The following is a 19,586-nucleotide window of genomic DNA, read 5'->3' as shown; positions in this document are numbered from 1 at the left end:
CCCCGTTATTAGTTAAGATTGTAACACTAAAACCTCTCCTACAGACCAGGGAATAGATCGTTCACCCAGTCTACAAGAGAGGTTATGGCTATATCAATATGCTTTAAGAAATCATCTTATTTCAGTGTAATGGTAAACGATACGGATTTTGCACCTGCGTTTACTTTCACTGTAGTCTCATCTACTTGCTCTGCACCTTCTACGGAAGCGATAGCTCCCAGATCTTTAAGGGAAAGCGAGAATTCTTTACCGCTGCCTTCTGCAGTAACTGTTACGCTGTTGCCTTTGCGGGCAGCCTTCACAGTCAATTCAGGAGCACCTTTAAGATCACGTACGGTTGCAGAAGTAGTAGTACCTTCTTCAAGTGAATACAGGCCAAATTTCACGCCATCCGCAAAGTCATAATCGGGTTTGTTGTCGATGCTGCCGATTGCCAGCAAGGAGTTCTGACGAACGAACAGTGGCAAGCTGAAGAAATCATATTTCTCTTTGCGCCATGATCCGCCTTGTACAGTTTCACCAGATAGCAGGTGTGTCCAGCGACCCGCTGGCAGATAGTATTTCACTTCGCCGTTTTCTTGGAAAATAGGCGCTACGAGCAAGGAATCACCCAGCATGTATTGGCGATCGAGCACTTCGCATGTTGGATCTTCCGGGAATTCCATAACCATCGCCCGCATAGAAGCCCAGCCATGCTCTGCAGCCTGGCCAGCCACATCATACAGGTAAGGCATCAAGCTGCATTTAAGCTTCGTGAAGAAGCGGGTAACATCACAAGCTTCATCATCGTACGCCCAAGGTACACGATACGAAGTGCTGCCGTGCAGACGGCTGTGGCTGGACAACAGTCCAAAAGCTAACCAGCGTTTGAATACATGTGCCGGAGCAGTGTTCTCGAAACCACCGATATCGTGACTCCAGAAACCGAAACCGGACAAACCTAGGGACAAACCGCCACGAAGGCTTTCTGCCATGGATTCATAATCTGCGTAGCAATCTCCGCCCCAGTGAACTGGGAACTGTTGGCCGCCAGCAGTTGCAGAACGTGCGAACAATGCTGCCTCATTCTTGCCAAGCTTCTCTTCCAATACTTCAAATACAACTTTGTTGTACAGTTGAGTGTAGTAATTGTGCATTTTCATCGGATCAGATCCGTCGAAATAAACTACATCTGTAGGAATCCGCTCACCGAAGTCTGTCTTAAAGCTGTCTACGCCCATATCTACCAAATCACGCAGGTAGCCGGCATACCATTCACAAGCCGCAGGGTTAGTGAAATCCACCAGTCCCATACCCGCTTGCCACAGGTCACATTGATAAACGTCGCCGTTAGGCTTTTTGATCAAGTATCCGTTTTTCTTGCCTTCTTCAAACAAGCGTGAACGTTGGCCAATATAGGAGTTGATCCATACGCAGATCTTCAGGCCTTTTTCCTTCAGGCGTTTCAGCATGCCCTCTGGATCTGGGAATACACGTTTATCCCATTCAAAATCAGTCCATTGATACTCACGCATCCAGAAGCAGTCAAAGTGGAATACATGCAGCGGCAGATCACGTTCTGCCATACCTTCTACGAAGGAATTTACAGTTTCTTCATCATAGTTGGTAGTAAACGAAGTTGTCAGCCACAATCCAAAAGTCCATGCTGGTGGAAGCGCTGGTTTACCTGTAAGAGCAGTATAGTTGCTAATAACGTCTTTAATGGTAGGTCCATCGATCACGAAATATTCCAAGCTTTCTCCAGCTACGCTGAATTGGGCCTTTTTCACTTTTTCTGAAGCGATTTCATAGGAAACCAATTCCGGATGATTAACGAATACTCCATAACCTTTGCTTGATACATAGAAAGGAATGTTTTTGTAAGCTTGCTCGGAGCTAGTACCGCCGTCTTTGTTCCAGATATCTACGGTTTGTCCATTTTTCACGAAAGCTGTAAAACGTTCGCCCAGACCATATACGAATTCGCCTACGCCGAGATCCAGCTCATCACGCATGTACGTGTTGCCGTCTTGGTCGGTGATGTAAGCCATGGATTTAAAGCCACTGCCTGTAATACGTTCTTCGCCGCGATAGAAATCCACCGCCCATTGTTCGCCTTTGCGAATCACTACACGAAGTCCGCCGCTGATCAGCACGGTTTCGAGATCCGTTTCTTCAATCTTCACATGATCGCCAGTACCTTTAGTCAGTTCGAAAACCGGACCACGTTCCTGTACACCATCATGATGAATAATTTTAATGCCTACCACGCCTGGAAGCGGGGAATGGAATTTTACAGTAAGCAGGGTTGAATTCAGCGTTGCTGCGCGCCCTGTGATTGGAGTCGTTTGTGTAATTGCTGTTAATCCTTCGGGAGTCTTTTCTACAACATAATTTTGAACTGCGCCGTTAATCGTGATACCATCACGAACCAGCCAGAGACCATCAGTAAATTTCATTGTGTACTTGCCACCTTTCAATTTGGTGTTTATAGTTGCATTATACCGATAAAAAATGAACAAAACTAATACTATATAGCTCATTTATAACACTATTTTGATGTTTTTTAAGAAAAGAGGCGTTTATATGGACCGTACAACTCAGAGTTTGCTAAAAGAAAACAGAGTTCATGGAGATAGTATGTTTCCACTCGCAGCTTATTGGATCGAGCTTCCATCCGGAACGCATGTACTTGATACACATTGGCATGAAGAAGCGGAGTTCTTTATGCTACTAGAAGGAGAAATTCTGTTCCAAGTAGACACAGAATATTTTCCACTCCGAGCTGGAGAAGCGGTATTTATCGAATCTGGCGATATACACGCCGCCTATGTGCTGAACGAAGACACCCCCTGCAAATTCTGTGCGCTTGTATTTCTGCCTGATCTTTTGGCTAGCGCCCAGTACGATACGATCCAGCAAAACGCGATTTTGCCACTGCAAGAGAAACGCCAAAGCTTTCCGAGACATATTACACCCGCTATCCCTTGGCAGCAGGAGCTGCTTCATCATCTGAAGCAAATGATGGAGGCATACGCTAATAAAATGCCCGGATTTGAGACCTTTATGAAAGGAACTTTGCTAATCATGCTTTCCAAGATTACCGCAGAGGGCCGATTTGAGAACCGCAGCCAATCGGATGATGCAGATACTACCAAGATTAACCGCCTTAAAAAGGTGATCCTTTATATCCAAGATAACTATCAGGAACCGATCCGTACCCGTGATCTATCAGAGCTTATTCCCATGAGCGAGGGGCAATTCTGCCGCTTCTTCAAAATGATGACTCGTAAAACGCCAGTCGATTACATCAACTCTTACCGGATTCGCCAGGCTGCCGATCTGCTGCAGCAAAGTGAAAGAAAAATATCCGACATCGCATTCGAGGTCGGATTTGATAATGTAAGCTATTTTATAAAGGTTTTCCGCAAAGCGATGAAATGCTCGCCTTCGGAGTTTAGGAAAGGTGCGGGCTAGTTTCATCTACTTCATGCAAAAACGATGGATTCCAACCTGATTTTTAGGAATTACAACCTTTTGGAGGCTCGCGATGAACTCACCGATTCTTAGCTTTATCACACCGCCTATTCCTTATTTCATAGACTGTGGCCGTGCTCACTACAATGCTGGAGACTATCATATCAGTCGTAATTGCATCGGCGTATTTGATCTAATCATTGTTAAAAAGGGTACGTTGCCTATCGCCGAGAACGAGGTGCACTGGGAGCTAAAGGAAGGAGAATTCCTCATCCTTCGACCAGATGCCCATCACTATGGCTTTGCCCCCTGTCCTATCGAAACAGAAATCATCTGGATTCATTTTCAGACTTTCGGCAGCTGGATCGAGTGTCAGGATATGAACGAATGTCTGGAAAATCAGAGCGAGCTCATCGAGAGCCATAAACAAAAAGCTTATTTAAATCACTGCGATGTATGCTCGATTTTTATTCCGAAGTATATGAAAATTTCAGAGAAGGCAATGGAGGTATTAGAGTTCTTTTTCCATCTGGAACAAGAACCCCAATCGATGCGCAACTGGAAGCGCCAAGCCTCCTTTCAACAGTTTCTGCAATTCTTGGACCGCGATCTCGCCGAGGCATCAGATGCAACCGCCATTCATCTCGCCGAGAAGATTGAATTGTTCATTCGGCAAAATTATACTCGTGATATAACTAACTCCTTACTTCAAAAAGAACTTAACTATCATCCCAACTATCTCGCCAAAAACATGCTGAAAATATATGGTGTGACCCCTATGGCCTATCTCCTGTCCTATCGTCTAGAACAATCCAAACGGCTGTTAATTCAGACTTCCTGGTCCATCGCCCGCATTGCTGAAGAGGTTGGCTTCCATCATATTACTTACTACTCTTCCTGCTTCTCCAAAAAAGAAGGCATCTCTCCCTCTCATTTCCGACAAAAATTCACTGGAAAATAGACATGAAAAAGCCTGGAATCGAAAACAGCTTCCTCTTCCGGGCTTTGTTCAGATAGGCTAATCAAATCTTTAGACACGCTGCAAACGAATAACATTCCAGGATAATTAGGACAAAGAAGCCGTTAAGTATCCATCAACCAGCGCTGCGGCTAACAGCTCACCTTATTAAGTATTACTGCTGATTTGCCGATATATTATAGATAGATCTTATCGTCGTAGGAGGATAAAGAACCATGCACATAACGAATATGACCTCATCTATGGGAACGAGGTTTAATGTATCTGTTAGTCACCAAACTAACGATAAAACCATGAAATCAAACAGCAATACTAATGGTAATGGAGACAAATTATCAATAAGTAAATCTGCAAAGGCCGCTTTTCAAAATCAATCCAAAATGGACGGAATGGTTAACTCCCTGCTTAAACAAAAACAAAGTATCATCGACAGTAAGAACAGTCTGATTGAAAGAACTACCAAAAGTTCGCATAATCTCGAATCTATTCAAGATCAACTTAAGGAGTTCGACAAGCAGCTCCAAACGATTGACCAACAAATTGCAAAATACAGCTTCGAAGAGCAACAAAAGAACTTAGAAAATGCTCAAAAAGAAAATCAATCGGATGAACCTAAAACCGAGCAAGAGATACAAAACGAAAGATTAAATACGCTTGTTTCTGTAAGCCAAGATGTTAGCCAAATGGAGGTAGTTTCTTCTACCCACACTAAGATGCGTGGCGAGGCTAAAGTTCTGACCAAGGAAATAGAGCTGGATGAGGCTCGTTCTACTCATTCTGCAACAGCCAAACGGGAGCAGTTATCCAAAATCGAAACTAAACTATCGGAAATGAACGAAACGTTAGGCGATGCCATGAAAGACACGGGAGATAAAATTAAAGATCAGATCGATAAAGCAGGTTCAACAGAAATTAAACCTTCTGAAGAGAATACCAATGAGCGGACAGAACAATTAGCTACCTATCAAGAAATTCAACGTTTAGCCGAAGAATCTGATAAGTCGCAGCTAGAAATACTAATCTAACAAGGGCAAGATTCTCTATATAAAAAAGCAATCGGATCTCCTTCGCATCAGAGGGTCTGCCGATTGCTTTTTTAGATGCAGCTAATGTTATTCTTCGGCTATTCCTTCCGAATCACAATAAAGCAGGTGCTGTCCGGCAGCGCCACTTCCTGTCCGCTCTCATCCATGAACCTTACTCTATCACGCAAAGCTTCGGTATAACCTTCTTGCAGGTAATGCCGGAAGATCTCAAGCTTCGCCTGCTTTCCTAAAATCTGTTCAATAAATGAGGCAAACTCCGTAGGGGTGAAATAACCAAATTGTTCTTGGACTTCATGAATATAAGCCTCTTCCCCCCAGGTATACGTATATAAAAATTCCATGGCATCATTAACGGGCATGAGCACTTCTTGTTCCCCTAATCTTTGAAACTGAATCTGACGTCCAGCAAAATCCTTCGCATAACGCTCCAGCCACACCAGACCGTCCTCTTCAAGAAAGCGAACTCTCCGCAGCAATGATGCGGGTTCGGTCATGATCCCATCGCGGATAATGATAACCCCGCCAGCTGACAATACCGCAAAGGCACTTCGCAGAGCTGCGGAGACGGTGTCGTGATTGAACTTATTACCATTTAGCGGCACATAAGAATATAGCTCATGCAAAATCGAAGAGAAAATTACCGTGTCCACCGTTCCAGCCTCCACGAAATCTTTAAGGTTCAACGCATCTCCCTGCAGCACCTCCCACTGGCGACCTTCCCGCTGCTTGCGTTGCCGCAAGGCTTCTACTACATTGCTTGAGATATCAATGCCGATAGGGGTAACCTCGGGCATACGCTCTTCCAGCAAATCCAGCAGCACACCGCCGCCCGGGCCGATATCCAGCACTTTTTGACCAGTGACATGTTCCAGAATTACAGCTTTATAATCTGCTGTATTATTCATTTGGCTTAAGTAGGTATCTTCATTATGAAAACGGTCGAAAGCGTCCCTGCGCAGCTCGAATAGGTCGAACAACAGCAATACAGCACGTTCATACAAGGGTGATTTTTCAGCCTCCATACAGAATTCGATCAGCTTCTCAGCCGCTGCCGAGAATTGGAATTGAAAAAACACCGTGTCTGGCAGATGTTCCTTAGAATATTGCCGTAAGATTAGGTGAGGGTTCTCAGCAGGTAAAGTCCCTTGCTCGATATCCTTCCATGTAAGCTCCGCTAAATATTTTTCGATAATCCGCTTCTTATAGACATTGGTCTTCTTAACACCCTTGTAATCATAGTAAATGCTGTTCATGACATGCTCGAAGCTGATATGGCTTAAGAATTCATTTTGCGCCCTCTGGGCAGCAAGCACCATCACCTTCAGAAATTGCTCCAGCGAAAAGGTCTGTAATGCAGATTCCACATACCAGAAGGTAATCTTACTTAATGACTCCAATCGTTCAGCATGGAAGCCTTCCTGCGTCAGCTTAGCCCATTCCGTAGTGAAATCCTCTCCTCTAGAGATCGGTCCCAGCCGCATTCTGCGCAGTCGTTCCTTCATCGGCATAGGACTAGCAAGATTGCCTGAAGAAATCAGCTCAATAAGCTGCTTCACTTCATGCTGCACATTCTGCCATAACTCGGGAGACACAGCTCCGATGATGCAATGATTGAGCACGGTCAGCAGGCGTTCCAGTTCCTCCGCGGTCAGCAGCTGATCTTCCACTATATCATGGAGTGGCTTATTGACTTCCGGCGGCACTTCTCCGCGAATTTGCTGTCCTATGAGTCCATGAGTCTCAATTAGCCGCTGAATCATCGCACCTTTCTCGGAGACAGCCCTCCCCAAATATCTCTCATATAACTGTGCGGAACCTAAATTATGTACAAAACAATTAATCCCTTCCTCCTGCCAAACCAGCCGCTCCTTTGCTGTACCTCCCTTAGCCGTTTCTGACCAAATTAACGTTTCTTCCACCAGCTCTTTTATCCAAATAGAACGGGGGAGTTGGTCCAGAATCTGCAAGCTACGTTCCACATAATCCAGTACGGGATTCCTGCGATCCAGCTCCTCCAGAGATTCCACACGTTCCAAATTTACTATCTGCTCCTCCGCTTGGACAATAAGCTTCAGCCAGAGGTTATCCTCCAAATGATCTTGCACACCTTCACGGTATAAGGCGATGGCTTCCAGTGATTTCAGCATATGCTCCTCCTTCGCTCCAAAGTGGAGACTATAAAGACCTATTATTATATATATACAATCCCGTTAATTAAAAAACAGAACCAAGATTCATGAAATAGCCATGTCCCGGTTCTGTTTGCATTCCAATCATTAGGTTCCGAACCGCTGCCGATACCCACATTTGCGGCATAGCTCCTCCACAGCTTCTCTACGTGAGAAGCCATAGAATAAATTGTTCGCCCGCTCCCCCTCCACAATCTCTGAGAACGGAGTCTCATGGATGTTGCCTAGGTTAATTACTCCTTCACCATCCAGACAGCATGGCACAACAGTGCCATCCACAAGAATCGCCGCTTGGCTCCGCAGGGCATGACAGAACCCTTTTCCGTCATCTTCCGGCTCATTTAGCGCTGGCCAACGGAACTCATGATCCTGATTAAGGTAGACGCGCGGGGCAATCTTGACACCACTGCCAGGCACAACCTTTTCTTCGATCTTGAAATCCAAGTTGAAGGCTTCCTCCAGCAGGGCGAGGGTTTCACGGTTACGGTTTTTTTCCAGATTCGTCAGATTATCCTCCGTCAAATTCCACAAGCGGAAAGAAATAATGACCCCTTGCGCAGAGGCTTCCTGTACAAAAGAAATTATCTCTGAAAGATAGCCTTCACGGTTCTCTGACCCTTCATGCCCATCAAAGCTGTGCAGAGAAAAGTTCATCTGACGCAGTGCGGGCTTACCAAGAATTTTAGGTCCGGCTTTATGAATTAACGTGCCATTAGTTGTAATATTAACCTTGAACCCTTTGGCATGAGCAGCATCCAGCAGTTCACCTATCTTGGGATGCAGCAACGGCTCCCCTTTTACGTGAAGATAAATATGATTGCTGTGTGGTTTAATTTCATCCAATATCGTATTAAACGTATCCAGCTTCATGAAATTTTTCGTCCGGGCGGTTTGTGGACAAAAGCTGCAGGCGAGGTTGCAGACGCTTGTTATCTCAATATAAACCTTTTTAAAAGTCTTCAAGTCCTGCTCCCCATTCTATTTATTATAAATCTGAGGCATAGCGGAGACCGATCTGTGCTCTGGCTTCCTCCATAATCTCTGCTGCGGCCATGGAGTTCTCATGAGTATTAATTCTGCTCTCCCGTTCACCATTCTTAATCAAGTTGATGAATTCCTCAACCTCATAATACATAGGTTCAAACACCTGAGGCAACGTAAGCTCCTCAACTGTACCATCACGATAGTAAATTTTCACCTGATAAGGCTCATTGATCTTGTCGATCACCATCGTACCGTTCTCTCCATGAATCTCAGCTGGCAGATAGGAGTCGGAAATTTTGGAGTGCATAACTACCGCATCCATATCGTCATATTTCATAATGAGGCTTCCTTCACCATCCACACCTGAGGAGAGCATGACACCCACTGCCTGTACTGATTGTGGCTTGCCAAAGAGCACTACCATTGGATACAAACAGTACACACCAAGATCCATTAACGAGCCATTGGAAAAAGCGGGATTAAACGCATTTAGCACAGTCCCCTGCCGGTAAGCATCATATCTGGAGGAGTACTTACAGTAACTTGCAAAATAACGGCGAACTTGGCCGAGTTTATACAAATTATCCCGAATCACTCCAAAGTTCGGCATAAAGGTCGATTTCATCGCCTCTACCAGCAGCACATCATTTGTGCGCGCAGCTTCAATCATAGCTTTAAGCTCTATACTGTTGGATGCAGCCGGTTTCTCGCAGAGCACATGCTTGCCGTGATTTAAGCACATAATCGCTTGCTCTGCATGCATAGAATTTGGGCTGGCAATATATATAGCATCTACATCTTTGCTTTTCACCATATCTTCCAGATTCGTATAAATTGTAGCTCCCGCATATTTAGCAGCAAAGGCCTGACCTTTCTCCATTGTGCGAGAGTACACGGCTGTCAGGATAAACTCCTCATTCTCCAAGCCGGCTTGCACGAAGCGGTCTGTAATAAAGTTTGTTCCAATGACCCCGAAACGAATTGTCATGATGTTATCCCGTCCTTTTTAGTTATTACTAACTCTACATGCTATTTTCTCACTCATAGGTAGTCATGTCTACTTTTTAAGGCAAATTAACGACAATTTCTGATAAATTCAGCAATTCCCTTGTTACTGGCGGAGCATCTTTCATCGTACAATGCAAAAAAAGGCGTATCCCAGCCACCCTTTCATGGCTTTTGAGATACCCTTTTTTTGGAGTTACAACTATTGCCTGAACTTACGGACCCAGATGAACTCTATATAATCGTCCAGCCGCCATCTACAAACAAAGTCTGACCTGTAGTGTAGCTGGAAGCATCTGAAGCAAAGTAGAGTACAGCACCGTTTAATTCTCCCGGATTACCAGGGCGCCCCATCGGACACACTGCGTTGTACATTTTTAGCGCTTTTTCTGCAAATAACGTATTCTCAGTCATTTCAGTTTTGAACAAGCTTGGTCCAATCGCATTAACAGTAATCCCATGCTTAGCATAAGTTGCCGCCACCCCTCTTGTCAGATGGATCACTCCACCTTTAGCAGCATTGTAAGAATGCGTAGGAACCGAAGCAGAAGCTGTAAGGCCTAGCATTGAGGCTGTATTGACGATTTTACCGTAATTCCGTTCTTTCATATGCCGGATCACATGTTTCGACATCAGGAAAACGCCCTTTAAATCAGTATCCAGTACCCGATCCCAAGCTTCTTCTTCCAGCGCTTCAATCGGAACCGCATCCACCACACCAGCATTGTTCAGCAGAATATCAATTTTTCCAAAGGCTTCCATAACCTTTTGAACAGCCACAATAATCTGGTCCTCTTTTCTTACATCACACTCAATAGGAATTATTCTGCGTTCAGGGTATTTAGCCCGGATATCCTCGGCAACTGCTACAAGCTTGTCATATCTTCTAGCCAAAATAGCAATGTCTGCTCCTTGCTCAGCAAGCATCTCTGCGAATTGTACCCCGATCCCACTGGATGCTCCTGCGATAATAGCTGTCTTACCCGTCAAATCAAAAAGGTTAGTCATTCTAATTCCTCCTAATGTTTGGTTAGCCGATCCTTCTTCGGTTTCATTTCGTACAAACGGACTTCAAACGTGTAGGCTTATACTGAGGAAACAGGTTGCAAATTGTTCTCCCACCAGTCCCAGCGGAGATAGCAGTATGGAAGATACTCCATTGGATTCAGAGGCTCCAGAATTTTACCTTTTTCAAGCACATTTGTACTGACGGTGTAAACCGCGCCCAGCATATTCACAACTTCAAGCTCACTCCAAGGATCATGCGGGGAGTCTTGGAAGGTGATAGAGGCTTCTGCCGCTTTATAGACTTTAACCTCACTGACTAAACGCTGTGTGACCAAGATTGGCATCAGATCGAAGCCGTTTCCGTCAATTGCATTGGCATATTTGATGTTATACAAAGGGATATCTTTGCCGTAATATTCCTCCAGAATCTTCTCGGCTCCATTGTCATTGAAGTGTCCATCCATAGTGGCTTTTACGTTGAAAAAGTCAATGCCATGCCGGCCGATTGCCCCATCAATGCCATCTTCTGAGGTGTTCATACGCACATCGGCCATTTTCTTAGGCAGCCCACATACTTCCCGGCCCATAGCCATCCCGATATCGCTTGTAATAGGCATCGACAGGCAGTAGTTGCCTAATTGTCCGTTATAGTCTGCTAGAACGAACAATCCAGCTTCACGATAAGGTGGACAAAAGTTCGTAGCTGGGTAATTGGCGATAAAAGCATTTACCAGCGGCCGGCTTGTTGGCTTCAGTGGCTTCGGCAACAAACGCTCGATAATCTCTGGTTTGGTCTCCCAATACACCGTCAGCATCTCAGCATCATAAAAGGTTGTTGGCTTGCCTCCGTATTTCTGCATATCTGCGAAACTTTTCACAAAACTCACCATGAATGAACCCTCCTTAGATTAGTAACCCTTTAGTTCAGCACAAATGCCGTTTCGAATCCAGATTGAATGGCCTGTCCGATTCGTCCTGGCTTGCCTGCATCGCCGATTACCTTCACATTGGGCAGTACCTGCTTCAGCTCATCAACGAATGAGCGATCGGGTGTAACACCAATGGATAATACAACAGCATCCGTCTTTTTCAGCGAAGTTTCCCCAGTGGACGTATTCTCAAGCACAACCGCGCCGTCCTGTACTTCTACCAGCTTGGTTGATGCTAAGAGCTCCACTCCGTTCTTTTTCAACCTAGTCACAATGTCGATCAGATTTGGCAGATAGGCGTCTGGGCCAACCCGCGGCTGCATTTCCACCACCGTGACCTGATTTCCCATATCGGCTAAATATTCAGCCGTTTCCAGCCCTGTCATGCCGGAGCCGATGACCACAGCCTGCTTGTTCTTAATCACAACTGACCCACTAAGTACGTCAACAACGGTGCAGACCGCTGCCTTCTTCACTCCCGGAATAACAGGCACTATAGGCTGTGCCCCAGCAGCAACAAATACCGCATAAGGGTTCAGTTGCTTCAGTTGTTCCAGCGTAGGTTTCGTAGAGAGACGGACATCAACATCCAGTTCCTCTAACTGATGCTGCATATTATCAATAAACCAGTTCAGCTTCTCCTTCAATGGTGGCCGGCTTCCCAGCTCCACGCTGCCGCCTAGCACATCTCTGGCTTCGAACAATACAGGTTTAAAATCTCTGAGCGCCAGAATCCGTGCTGCTTCCATACCAGCTGGACCTCCGCCGATCACAGCTACTACTTTGCCATCGCCATCTTTTGCTGGTTCTGCAAATTCAAGCTCCCGGCCCACTCTGGCATTGACAGCACACTTGATTACCTTGCACTCCATCACTTCCTGAATACAGTACAGGCAAGAGATACAGGTTCTGATCTCTGCTTCTTTGCCTGCTGCCGCTTTGTTCCCCCACTCTGGATCGGCTAGTTGGGCTCTTCCAAGGGCTACAAAATCCGTGTTTCCTTCCTGTAGCAGACTCTCAGCAAATTCAGGCTTACGGATCACATCACAAGCAATCACTGGAATTTGCACCGCTTGCTTAATGGCTGCGGAGAGATGTTTTTTCCAGCCTTGCGGGTAGGATATCGGCTCAATGATCGTATTGGATGATTCATAAGTGCCAGAGCTAACATTTATGCAATCCACTCCGATGCTTTCCAGATGTTTCGCAGTCTGGATAGCCTCATCCAGTGTTATCCCGCCTGAGACAAATTCATCGCCGTCGATTCGCACCGATACAGGGAATCCTGCGCCACAGGTCTTTTTGATGCCAAGCACAATTTCGTTCAGGAATGACATTCTACCTTCCAGTGAACCGCCATATTTATCAGTTCTCAGATTGGTAAGCGGGCTTAGAAACTGTCCTACGAGATAGCCGTGGGCACCATGAATCTCCACGCCATCAATACCTGCTGTTTTAGCTATATAAGCTCCGAACACAAATTTACGAACTAACTCTTCTACCTCTTCAGTAGACAGCTCCCGGGGCATTTCCCCAATCGCTGAAGACATCACTGCGCTAGGAGCAACAATTTGTTTGCCTCCAATAAGCCGTCCGTGATTTTGCCGGCCCGGATGCTGGAGCTGAAGGAATATTTTGCTGTCATGACGATGCACAGCTCTTGCCAGTTTCTCCAGACGCGGCACAAACAGCAAGTCACTTGCATTCAGCTGGTTCGGTGTACCTACTCCGGTCTCATTATCCACACGCGTAATTTCCGTAATGATTAGACCACAGCCACCCGCGGCACGTTCCTCATAAAAAGCAATCATTTCGTCCGATGCTTCACCACTGGCCGCGGCCAGTGACGTTCCCATAGCCGGCAATACAATTCTATTCTTAAGTTCAAGGCGTCCAATTTTACCTGCTGCAAACAGTTTTTCATATTTCATCTGCTTAGCACCTCCACCTTTAGTTTAAGGCGTCCAATACTTTGTGAATATATTTACAAGCACCAAAAATCACTTCTTTATAGTGCATATTGCACTATTATTGAACTAGGGGGCGATATGAATGGATGTTTCCTTAAATGAGCAAATATCAGGTAAAATCGAAATGGAGCATTATACCGCATCTTTGTTTACTGCATACATTTCAGGTGCAGGCCTTTCAGCTATCGTACAGACAGCTGCTGAGCTACTGCAGAATCCCGTCATTGTATTTGATTGCAGCTTCAAAATTGTAGCTCACTCTGACCTATCCGATATCGACGATTACATATGGAGTGATAATATCCGCAAAGGTTATTGCTCTTACGACTTCATTGCGGCTGTGAGTAAAATGAACAGTGTCCAGCGTGGGAAACAAAGCGATGAATCTTATGAAGTAACCTGCGAGGAAACGTCAAACTCCAAACTGATCTCCAAAATAAAAGTAGCCGGCAAACAAATCGGCAATGTATTGCTTCTTGGATGCAAAAATCCTTTTCGCGCCAGAGATAACGAGCTGCTGTCCATCACCGCTACCATACTTGCCGAAGAGATGGGCAAAAATAGCTACTATCGCAACGCCAAAAATATAAAAGTTGAAGATTTTATCTGCGCACTGCTAGAGGAACAGCTTCAGGACAACCGGATCATTCAGGACAGAATGCGGAGTGCAGGATTAAAGTTCGGGAATCAGCTGCTTGTGCTGCTGTTCGATCTTACCTGGTATGAGGGTTCAGGCCGTTATGATGATTATTTAAGAGAACGTTTGCAACAGCTTTTTCCGGGCAGTCCTTCCACCTATTATGATGGGCAGATTGTAATGATCCATGACGGAAATCTCTCCAAAGAGCTTGTAAATAAGCAACTGCAGGAATTTCTAACTCAAACCGGCATCTCGCTTGGCATCAGCAATATATTCACTAATCTTACGCAGTGTAGGAGACACTATCTTCACTCCCGAAACGCTATTCGGATCGGTTCCATTCTCAGCCCGCAGCAGCAGCTGACTTACTACTCAGATATCCAGCTCTATGAGATGCTCTCTGCTGATGTTGTGTTTAACGAGGATAATAACTACTACCATCCAGAGCTGCTCAAGCTTCAAGAATACGATACTGTGCACCAGTCCAATCTGTATCATACCTTTTACGTTTATCTCAAAAATAACCGGAACATGCAGATTACCTCAGACGAGCTGTACATTCACCGGAATACACTCAGATATAAGCTCGATCTTATTAGCAGACTGCTGGACACCGACTTTACCGATTCTGAAAAAATGCTGGCGTACTATGTCTCTTACAAGGTCGCTGCTTTTTGTGAAAAAGCTAGGGAGCAGACCCGTACGCCGCAACGTTAATGTTAGAAGCTACTATAAACGCACAAACAGCCCCCGTTCTTATCCCAAGAACGGGGGCTGTGCTGTGAAGTAGAACTGTATATGATATTACAATCCGTAAAAAGCTTGCAGCTGACGCACGATTTCATCCTTGTCATGATCCACTACGGTTTGATGTTGTGGCATCTCGAACAATGCTTTAATCTGTGCCGGGAATTCCTGCTTAATATCGATCAAAGTAATTGCCTCATCGAACTTAGCTGGATGTGCAGTCGCAAAGGTAATGCCAATCTCATCCGGGCCATTAAAGGCTTCGTAAGCCGCGATTCCACATGCTGTATGTGGATCAAGCAGGTAGCCATATTCTTTTTGATACTTAGCGATCGTATTCAAGCATTGATCATTCTTCACACCCAGCGCTGCAAAATCCTTCTGCACCTGCTGAAGCGCCTCGCCTTCAACCGTAATCTTGCCTTCGGTTTGCAGCTTGGACATATACGCGGATAACTTCTCAGAATCCTCGCCTACCAGATAATACAGATACCGTTCGAAATTACTTGCCACTTGGATATCCATCGAAGGGCTGTAAGTGCTTGTGAAATTACCTGGTTTGTATTCGCCAGTATTCACGAAACGCTCCAAAATATTATTTTCATTCGTAGCAATGATTAGCTTGTTAATAGGAAGTCCCATTTGCTTAGCCAAATAGCCCGAGAAAATATTACCGAAGTTGCCGGAAGGCACGCTGATATTAATCTTTTTCTCGTTGCTGCCATCAACATGCAGATATGCATAGAAATAATAAACAGTCTGCGCCAGAATCCGCACAAAGTTAATGGAATTGATTGCACGCAGATGATACCGACCTTTAAAGTCCAGATCTGCGAACAGATCCTTAATCACCTTCTGGCAATCATCAAAGTTACCATGAACAGACAGATTCAGTACATTGCTGTCGTCCACCGTAGTCATCTGCAGCTCCTGCACTTTACTTACCTTGCCGTGTGGATGCAGAATACAAATCTTGATGCCTTCTTTGCCGCGTACACCTTGAATAGCCGCCGCTCCAGTGTCCCCAGAGGTTGCACCGAGGATGTGGATGATTTTGTTTTGTTTTTTGGAAATATATGAATACAGCTCACCCATAAACTGCAGCGCTACATCCTTGAAAGCAAAAGTAGGCCCATGGAACAATTCAAGTACATATAAAGAATCATTTACTTGGTGTATAGGCGTTACTTCAGGTGTGCGGAAATTGGCATAACTGGTGTTGACCATTTCCTGTAAATCCTCGTAAGGAATCTCATCATTGGTGTAATAGGCAACAATCTTCAGGAACAACTCCTGATAGCTAAGACTTCTCCACTCTTCCAATGTTGCTGCTGAAACCACTGGAATCTCGGATGGAACCATCAGCCCACCGTCGTCCGCAAGTCCCATCAACACCGTATCAATAAAACCTTTAGGTTCCACATTACCTCTTGTGCTTATAAACTTCATGCTCATCCTCCTGAACCCCTCGTTAATATATGACAAGAATATATGATAAGAAGAAACAACGTTGTCGTCCTATAGAGATGACAACTGTTTCTCGCAGAAATATAAGGCTATTATAGTTGCACCACTTATAAGTTCTTATAATTAACTATAAGTTTCACCCTAAACGTTATCCTTAAGCTAGTTAGGGATGATAAAGCTATTTCTGCTTGTTTTCCCTATATACTACCACGTTTACGCGCTAAAGTCCGTTAATTCTTTGTCTTATTTTGCAGCTCTCTCCAGACTGTTTTGTTGCTGTATTGCCGTTCTGTACTAACATCCTTACCGAACCATTCCGGCTCTTTAAAGCTTTCCGCTTCCTCCAGAGATTCAAATTCAACCTCGAGTACGGACAATTTCAGCTGGGAATATACGTCGATCTCAACCGTTGTGCCATTCCACACCGCTGTAATTCGCTCTTTGACCAAAGCTACCGCATTTACCGCTTCGATCATCTGATTATATAAACCCTCTGAGATAAAATATTCGATCTCTTCGCGTTTGATCCCTTTGCCATCCTTAAACGTATGCGTGTAGGTTACCTCACCTGAGTCCAGATCCGTAATTTTACGCACACGAAGCTCTTGACCACCATCTATCGCCAGATATGTCTGATCGATATTATGACGGGTAACAATCTTCAATTCTCCCTTTTGAATCAGCTGCTCCGGAAATTCCGGCAGCAGAAACTTGCGTTCGATCTCCAAAGCCATGATGTTTCGCTCCTCTTCGTGTCATATATTTTATATTAATAATCATCATAGGGGTGTGACAAACCCAAGTCAATGTGGATTATAGGGAAATAGGACATGCTCTAGCTTAAAAAGGCTACCGTGGTGCTCATTGTGGGATTTATGGGGGTTGTGGAAGATGGGGCTCACCATAGATTACTGGAAACTACGGATAATTAGCGAGTCAGCCCTCGATCATTGGGAAGCATCATTTGATCAGTTGGTCAGTGTGCCACTGGTCGGACTCACCTATTCGATTAGTTGGTCAGCGCGCACTGGCGGCTCCCCATTCGATTAGTTGGTCACGCGCCACTGGTCGTACTCACCCATTCGATTAGTTGATCACGCGCTACTGGTCATACTCACCTATTTACTTACGGACCGTATAGCCACTATTTGCGAAAAAAGCACATATTTGAGATGGTATCGGACTCAGGTGCAGCTATTTACTCCAAAACACCCCATGCGGTTGCGATAATTAGCCAATAGCGTCGCTGGGGTCCGAAAGTAGCCTCAATTACCTCTTTTCTAGCAAATAAGGACTCCTGAGTCCGATCCGAAGCAGGGTACCTAGGTACCTAGCAGCAGCCAAGGAAATTCTCCATCAAATGTAATCGGCGCCTTCTCGTTCTTAACCCAGACCAAACCCTAAAGATTAGACCATCGTTAACTGGTGGCACTCCCCCATACTTTCTCATACTTTCTCATACTTACTCAACTTTCTCATACTCCCCCACTCCCTATTTACTTACGGACCGTATAGCCTCTATTCGCGAAAAAAACGCATATTTGAGATGGTATCGGACCCAGATGCAGCTATTTACTCCAAAACACCCCATGCGATTGCGATAATTAGCCAATAACGTCGCTGGGGTCCGAATGAAGTCCCAATTGCCTCTTTTTTAGCAAATAAGGACTCCTCAGTCCGATCCGAAGCAGGGTACCTAGGAACCTAGCAGCAACCAAGGGAACTCTCCATTAAATGTAGCCGACGCCTTCTCATTCTTAACCCAGACCAAACCCTAAAGATTAGACCATTGTTAACTGGTGGCACTCCCCCATATCTTACCGACTAATAAAAAACCGAACGAAAATCAGAGGAAATCCTGAAATCCGCTCGGCTCGACGGCAAACTTATTTTATTTCTTTCATAAATGCCTGAAAGTCTTCTACGATTTCTTTTGCTTTAGTGCGATATAAATAATGTCCCTCTTCAAACTTCACTATTTTTCCATGTACAGAGTCCTTGATTTGCTTTTCATGCTCTGGTATCCATCTATCCGTTGCTGGTTGATTCGCTTGTATAAAGAAAATAAGAGGAAGATTTTTAGGAAATGTTAAACTTTCAGCTGATTTAAAATTAGAATACATCATTCCAGCTTCATTTAATTGGGTGGGATTAAATATGTTTTTGCGATTGATCAATCTCATTTGTTCTTTTGTTTTATCATCAAATGGTAGTTCAGCAATTGGGTCAGCACTGAATTTCATTTGCAATCTGATTAGACCTGATTTTTTGAGCAGATTTATAGTTTTTAATTCCGAAGCTTCGATTTTCCTCTCGCTTATCGATGGAACACTACTATCAAGCCCGACAAATGCACTCACTTCATTTTCATACTTGTTAACATAATCTAGTCCATAAATGCCTGAAATGGAGTGGCCCATTAGAATATAACGGTCAATATTAAGAGCCTGTAAAGCCTCATGAATTTCACTTACAATATTCTCTGTGCTGCGCTCCTTTTTGGTCAGATCACTTAATCCATACCCAAAAGGCTCAATCATGACGACTTTGTAAAACGGTGACAGCTCATCTATTAATGATTTAAAATCAAGAGCTGGCGCTGCTGTGCCATAACCCGGTAGTAGAACGACTGTTTCTTCACCTTTTCCTTGAATATAAACATTCATATTTTTCCCATCAACAGGTACTAACTGACCATAGGGCTCTATTTTACTCTGTTCCGATTTGTTGCTGATCAGATTAACTGTATAAACAATGGCGAGAAAAAGCAGGATTGCGATAATTATTGCTCCTATTACTTTAAGTAGTATGTTTAGTATTTTACTTGTTCTCGTGCCCGCCTTCATTTTCATTACTTCTTTTATTTTCAATCGTATCTTCTCCTGTCATCACCTGTGTATTGGACTGCCATAACTAACTGCTAATCTAAGATTAACCAATAAAGATGTACTCTCTATGACCTTAATATGAACGGAATATGAACAGGTAAAAAAGCTACAGCGTCTTACGCAAGGTAGCTGCACAGGATGTCATAACATAAGGAATATATGTGTATAGGCGGAGACGGTCAAGGCTGCCTTGCCATCCGCAGCTTCAGCTGGTTCAAATTCGTCATTGCCAACAAAAAAAGCAAACCACGAGCTAGGCTCATGGCTTGCTGGTGGCT

14 protein-coding genes are annotated in these 19,586 nt (G+C 44.6%); 4 read left to right on the top strand and 10 right to left on the bottom strand.

Annotation, left to right across the window (positions count from 1 at the left end):
• Positions 1-116: 116 nt before the first annotated feature.
• A complete protein-coding gene (gene yicI / locus NYE72_RS04340) occupies positions 117-2,438 on the bottom strand; it encodes an alpha-xylosidase (protein WP_076099535.1) in 2,322 nt (773 codons plus the stop codon).
• A 127-nt stretch (positions 2,439-2,565) separates the two neighbouring features.
• Here yicI and NYE72_RS04335 point away from each other — a divergent pair, with 127 nt between their 5' ends.
• The 3 genes from NYE72_RS04335 (at position 2,566) to NYE72_RS04325 (ending at position 5,460) form a co-directional block, all read left to right on the top strand.
• Positions 2,566-3,456: an AraC family transcriptional regulator gene (locus NYE72_RS04335; RefSeq protein WP_036680763.1), complete on the top strand. Its 891-nt coding sequence runs from the start codon at positions 2,566-2,568 to the stop codon at positions 3,454-3,456.
• A gap of 73 nt (positions 3,457-3,529) precedes the next feature.
• Positions 3,530-4,417: a helix-turn-helix transcriptional regulator gene (locus NYE72_RS04330; protein ID WP_036680759.1), complete on the top strand. Its 888-nt coding sequence runs from the start codon at positions 3,530-3,532 to the stop codon at positions 4,415-4,417.
• 233 nt (positions 4,418-4,650) lie between these two features.
• Positions 4,651-5,460: a hypothetical protein gene (locus NYE72_RS04325; RefSeq protein WP_036680756.1), complete on the top strand. Its 810-nt coding sequence runs from the start codon at positions 4,651-4,653 to the stop codon at positions 5,458-5,460.
• A 98-nt stretch (positions 5,461-5,558) separates the two neighbouring features.
• Here the strand turns inward: NYE72_RS04325 and NYE72_RS04320 are convergent, their stop codons facing one another.
• The 6 genes from NYE72_RS04320 to NYE72_RS04295 form a co-directional block, all read right to left on the bottom strand.
• Positions 5,559-7,628, bottom strand: coding sequence for a class I SAM-dependent methyltransferase (locus NYE72_RS04320; RefSeq protein ID WP_339211393.1), 2,070 nt, complete (start codon positions 7,626-7,628; stop codon positions 5,559-5,561).
• 129 nt (positions 7,629-7,757) lie between these two features.
• Positions 7,758-8,633: a radical SAM/SPASM domain-containing protein gene (locus tag NYE72_RS04315; protein WP_339211391.1), complete on the bottom strand. Its 876-nt coding sequence runs from the start codon at positions 8,631-8,633 to the stop codon at positions 7,758-7,760.
• Positions 8,634-8,655: 22 nt separating this feature from the next.
• Positions 8,656-9,642, bottom strand: a complete 987-nt coding sequence (locus NYE72_RS04310; protein WP_036680747.1) for a Gfo/Idh/MocA family oxidoreductase — start codon at positions 9,640-9,642, stop codon at positions 8,656-8,658.
• 251 nt (positions 9,643-9,893) lie between these two features.
• Entirely contained in the window at positions 9,894-10,667 is a 774-nt protein-coding gene (locus tag NYE72_RS04305; RefSeq protein WP_036680744.1) for a glucose 1-dehydrogenase, read from the bottom strand.
• A gap of 77 nt (positions 10,668-10,744) precedes the next feature.
• Entirely contained in the window at positions 10,745-11,557 is an 813-nt protein-coding gene (locus NYE72_RS04300; protein WP_326047876.1) for an acetoacetate decarboxylase family protein, read from the bottom strand.
• Positions 11,558-11,586: 29 nt separating this feature from the next.
• Positions 11,587-13,527 carry an NAD(P)/FAD-dependent oxidoreductase gene (locus NYE72_RS04295; RefSeq protein WP_339211389.1) on the bottom strand — a complete coding sequence of 647 codons (1,941 nt, stop codon included), beginning with the start codon at positions 13,525-13,527 and terminating at the stop codon, positions 11,587-11,589.
• Positions 13,528-13,648: 121 nt separating this feature from the next.
• Between NYE72_RS04295 and NYE72_RS04290 the strand changes: the two genes are divergently transcribed.
• A complete protein-coding gene (locus NYE72_RS04290; protein ID WP_036680738.1) occupies positions 13,649-14,923 on the top strand; it encodes a helix-turn-helix domain-containing protein in 1,275 nt (424 codons plus the stop codon).
• Positions 14,924-15,010: 87 nt separating this feature from the next.
• Here NYE72_RS04290 and thrC read toward each other — a convergent pair whose 3' ends face one another.
• From thrC to NYE72_RS04275, 3 genes are all read right to left on the bottom strand, one after another.
• Entirely contained in the window at positions 15,011-16,402 is a 1,392-nt protein-coding gene (gene thrC, locus NYE72_RS04285; protein ID WP_076274016.1) for a threonine synthase, read from the bottom strand.
• A 248-nt stretch (positions 16,403-16,650) separates the two neighbouring features.
• Positions 16,651-17,154, bottom strand: a complete 504-nt coding sequence (locus NYE72_RS04280) for a CYTH domain-containing protein (RefSeq protein ID WP_036680734.1) — start codon at positions 17,152-17,154, stop codon at positions 16,651-16,653.
• A gap of 1,152 nt (positions 17,155-18,306) precedes the next feature.
• Entirely contained in the window at positions 18,307-19,272 is a 966-nt protein-coding gene (locus NYE72_RS04275; RefSeq protein ID WP_038574125.1) for an alpha/beta hydrolase, read from the bottom strand.
• Between the last annotated feature and the right edge of the window lie 314 nt (positions 19,273-19,586).

Source organism: Paenibacillus sp. FSL L8-0333, from assembly GCF_037965665.1.
Lineage (GTDB): Bacteria > Bacillota > Bacilli > Paenibacillales > Paenibacillaceae > Paenibacillus_AQ > Paenibacillus_AQ odorifer.
The sequence above is the reverse complement of the archived record's forward strand: the minus strand, read 5'-3'. Positions and strand labels throughout refer to the sequence as shown.

Excerpts from the sequence above, each read along its gene's own strand:
- yicI (WP_076099535.1), bottom strand. The coding sequence starts at position 2,438 with ATGAAATTTACTGATGGTCTCTGGCTGGTTCGTGATGGTATCACGATT.
- NYE72_RS04335 (WP_036680763.1), top strand. The coding sequence starts at position 2,566 with ATGGACCGTACAACTCAGAGTTTGCTAAAAGAAAACAGAGTTCATGGA.
- NYE72_RS04330 (WP_036680759.1), top strand. The coding sequence starts at position 3,530 with ATGAACTCACCGATTCTTAGCTTTATCACACCGCCTATTCCTTATTTC.
- NYE72_RS04325 (WP_036680756.1), top strand. The coding sequence starts at position 4,651 with ATGCACATAACGAATATGACCTCATCTATGGGAACGAGGTTTAATGTA.
- NYE72_RS04320 (WP_339211393.1), bottom strand. The coding sequence starts at position 7,628 with ATGCTGAAATCACTGGAAGCCATCGCCTTATACCGTGAAGGTGTGCAA.
- NYE72_RS04310 (WP_036680747.1), bottom strand. The coding sequence starts at position 9,642 with ATGACAATTCGTTTCGGGGTCATTGGAACAAACTTTATTACAGACCGC.
- NYE72_RS04305 (WP_036680744.1), bottom strand. The coding sequence starts at position 10,667 with ATGACTAACCTTTTTGATTTGACGGGTAAGACAGCTATTATCGCAGGA.
- NYE72_RS04300 (WP_326047876.1), bottom strand. The coding sequence starts at position 11,557 with ATGGTGAGTTTTGTGAAAAGTTTCGCAGATATGCAGAAATACGGAGGC.
- NYE72_RS04295 (WP_339211389.1), bottom strand. The coding sequence starts at position 13,527 with ATGAAATATGAAAAACTGTTTGCAGCAGGTAAAATTGGACGCCTTGAA.
- NYE72_RS04290 (WP_036680738.1), top strand. The coding sequence starts at position 13,649 with ATGGATGTTTCCTTAAATGAGCAAATATCAGGTAAAATCGAAATGGAG.
- thrC (WP_076274016.1), bottom strand. The coding sequence starts at position 16,402 with ATGAAGTTTATAAGCACAAGAGGTAATGTGGAACCTAAAGGTTTTATT.
- NYE72_RS04280 (WP_036680734.1), bottom strand. The coding sequence starts at position 17,154 with ATGGCTTTGGAGATCGAACGCAAGTTTCTGCTGCCGGAATTTCCGGAG.
- NYE72_RS04275 (WP_038574125.1), bottom strand. The coding sequence starts at position 19,272 with ATGAAAATGAAGGCGGGCACGAGAACAAGTAAAATACTAAACATACTA.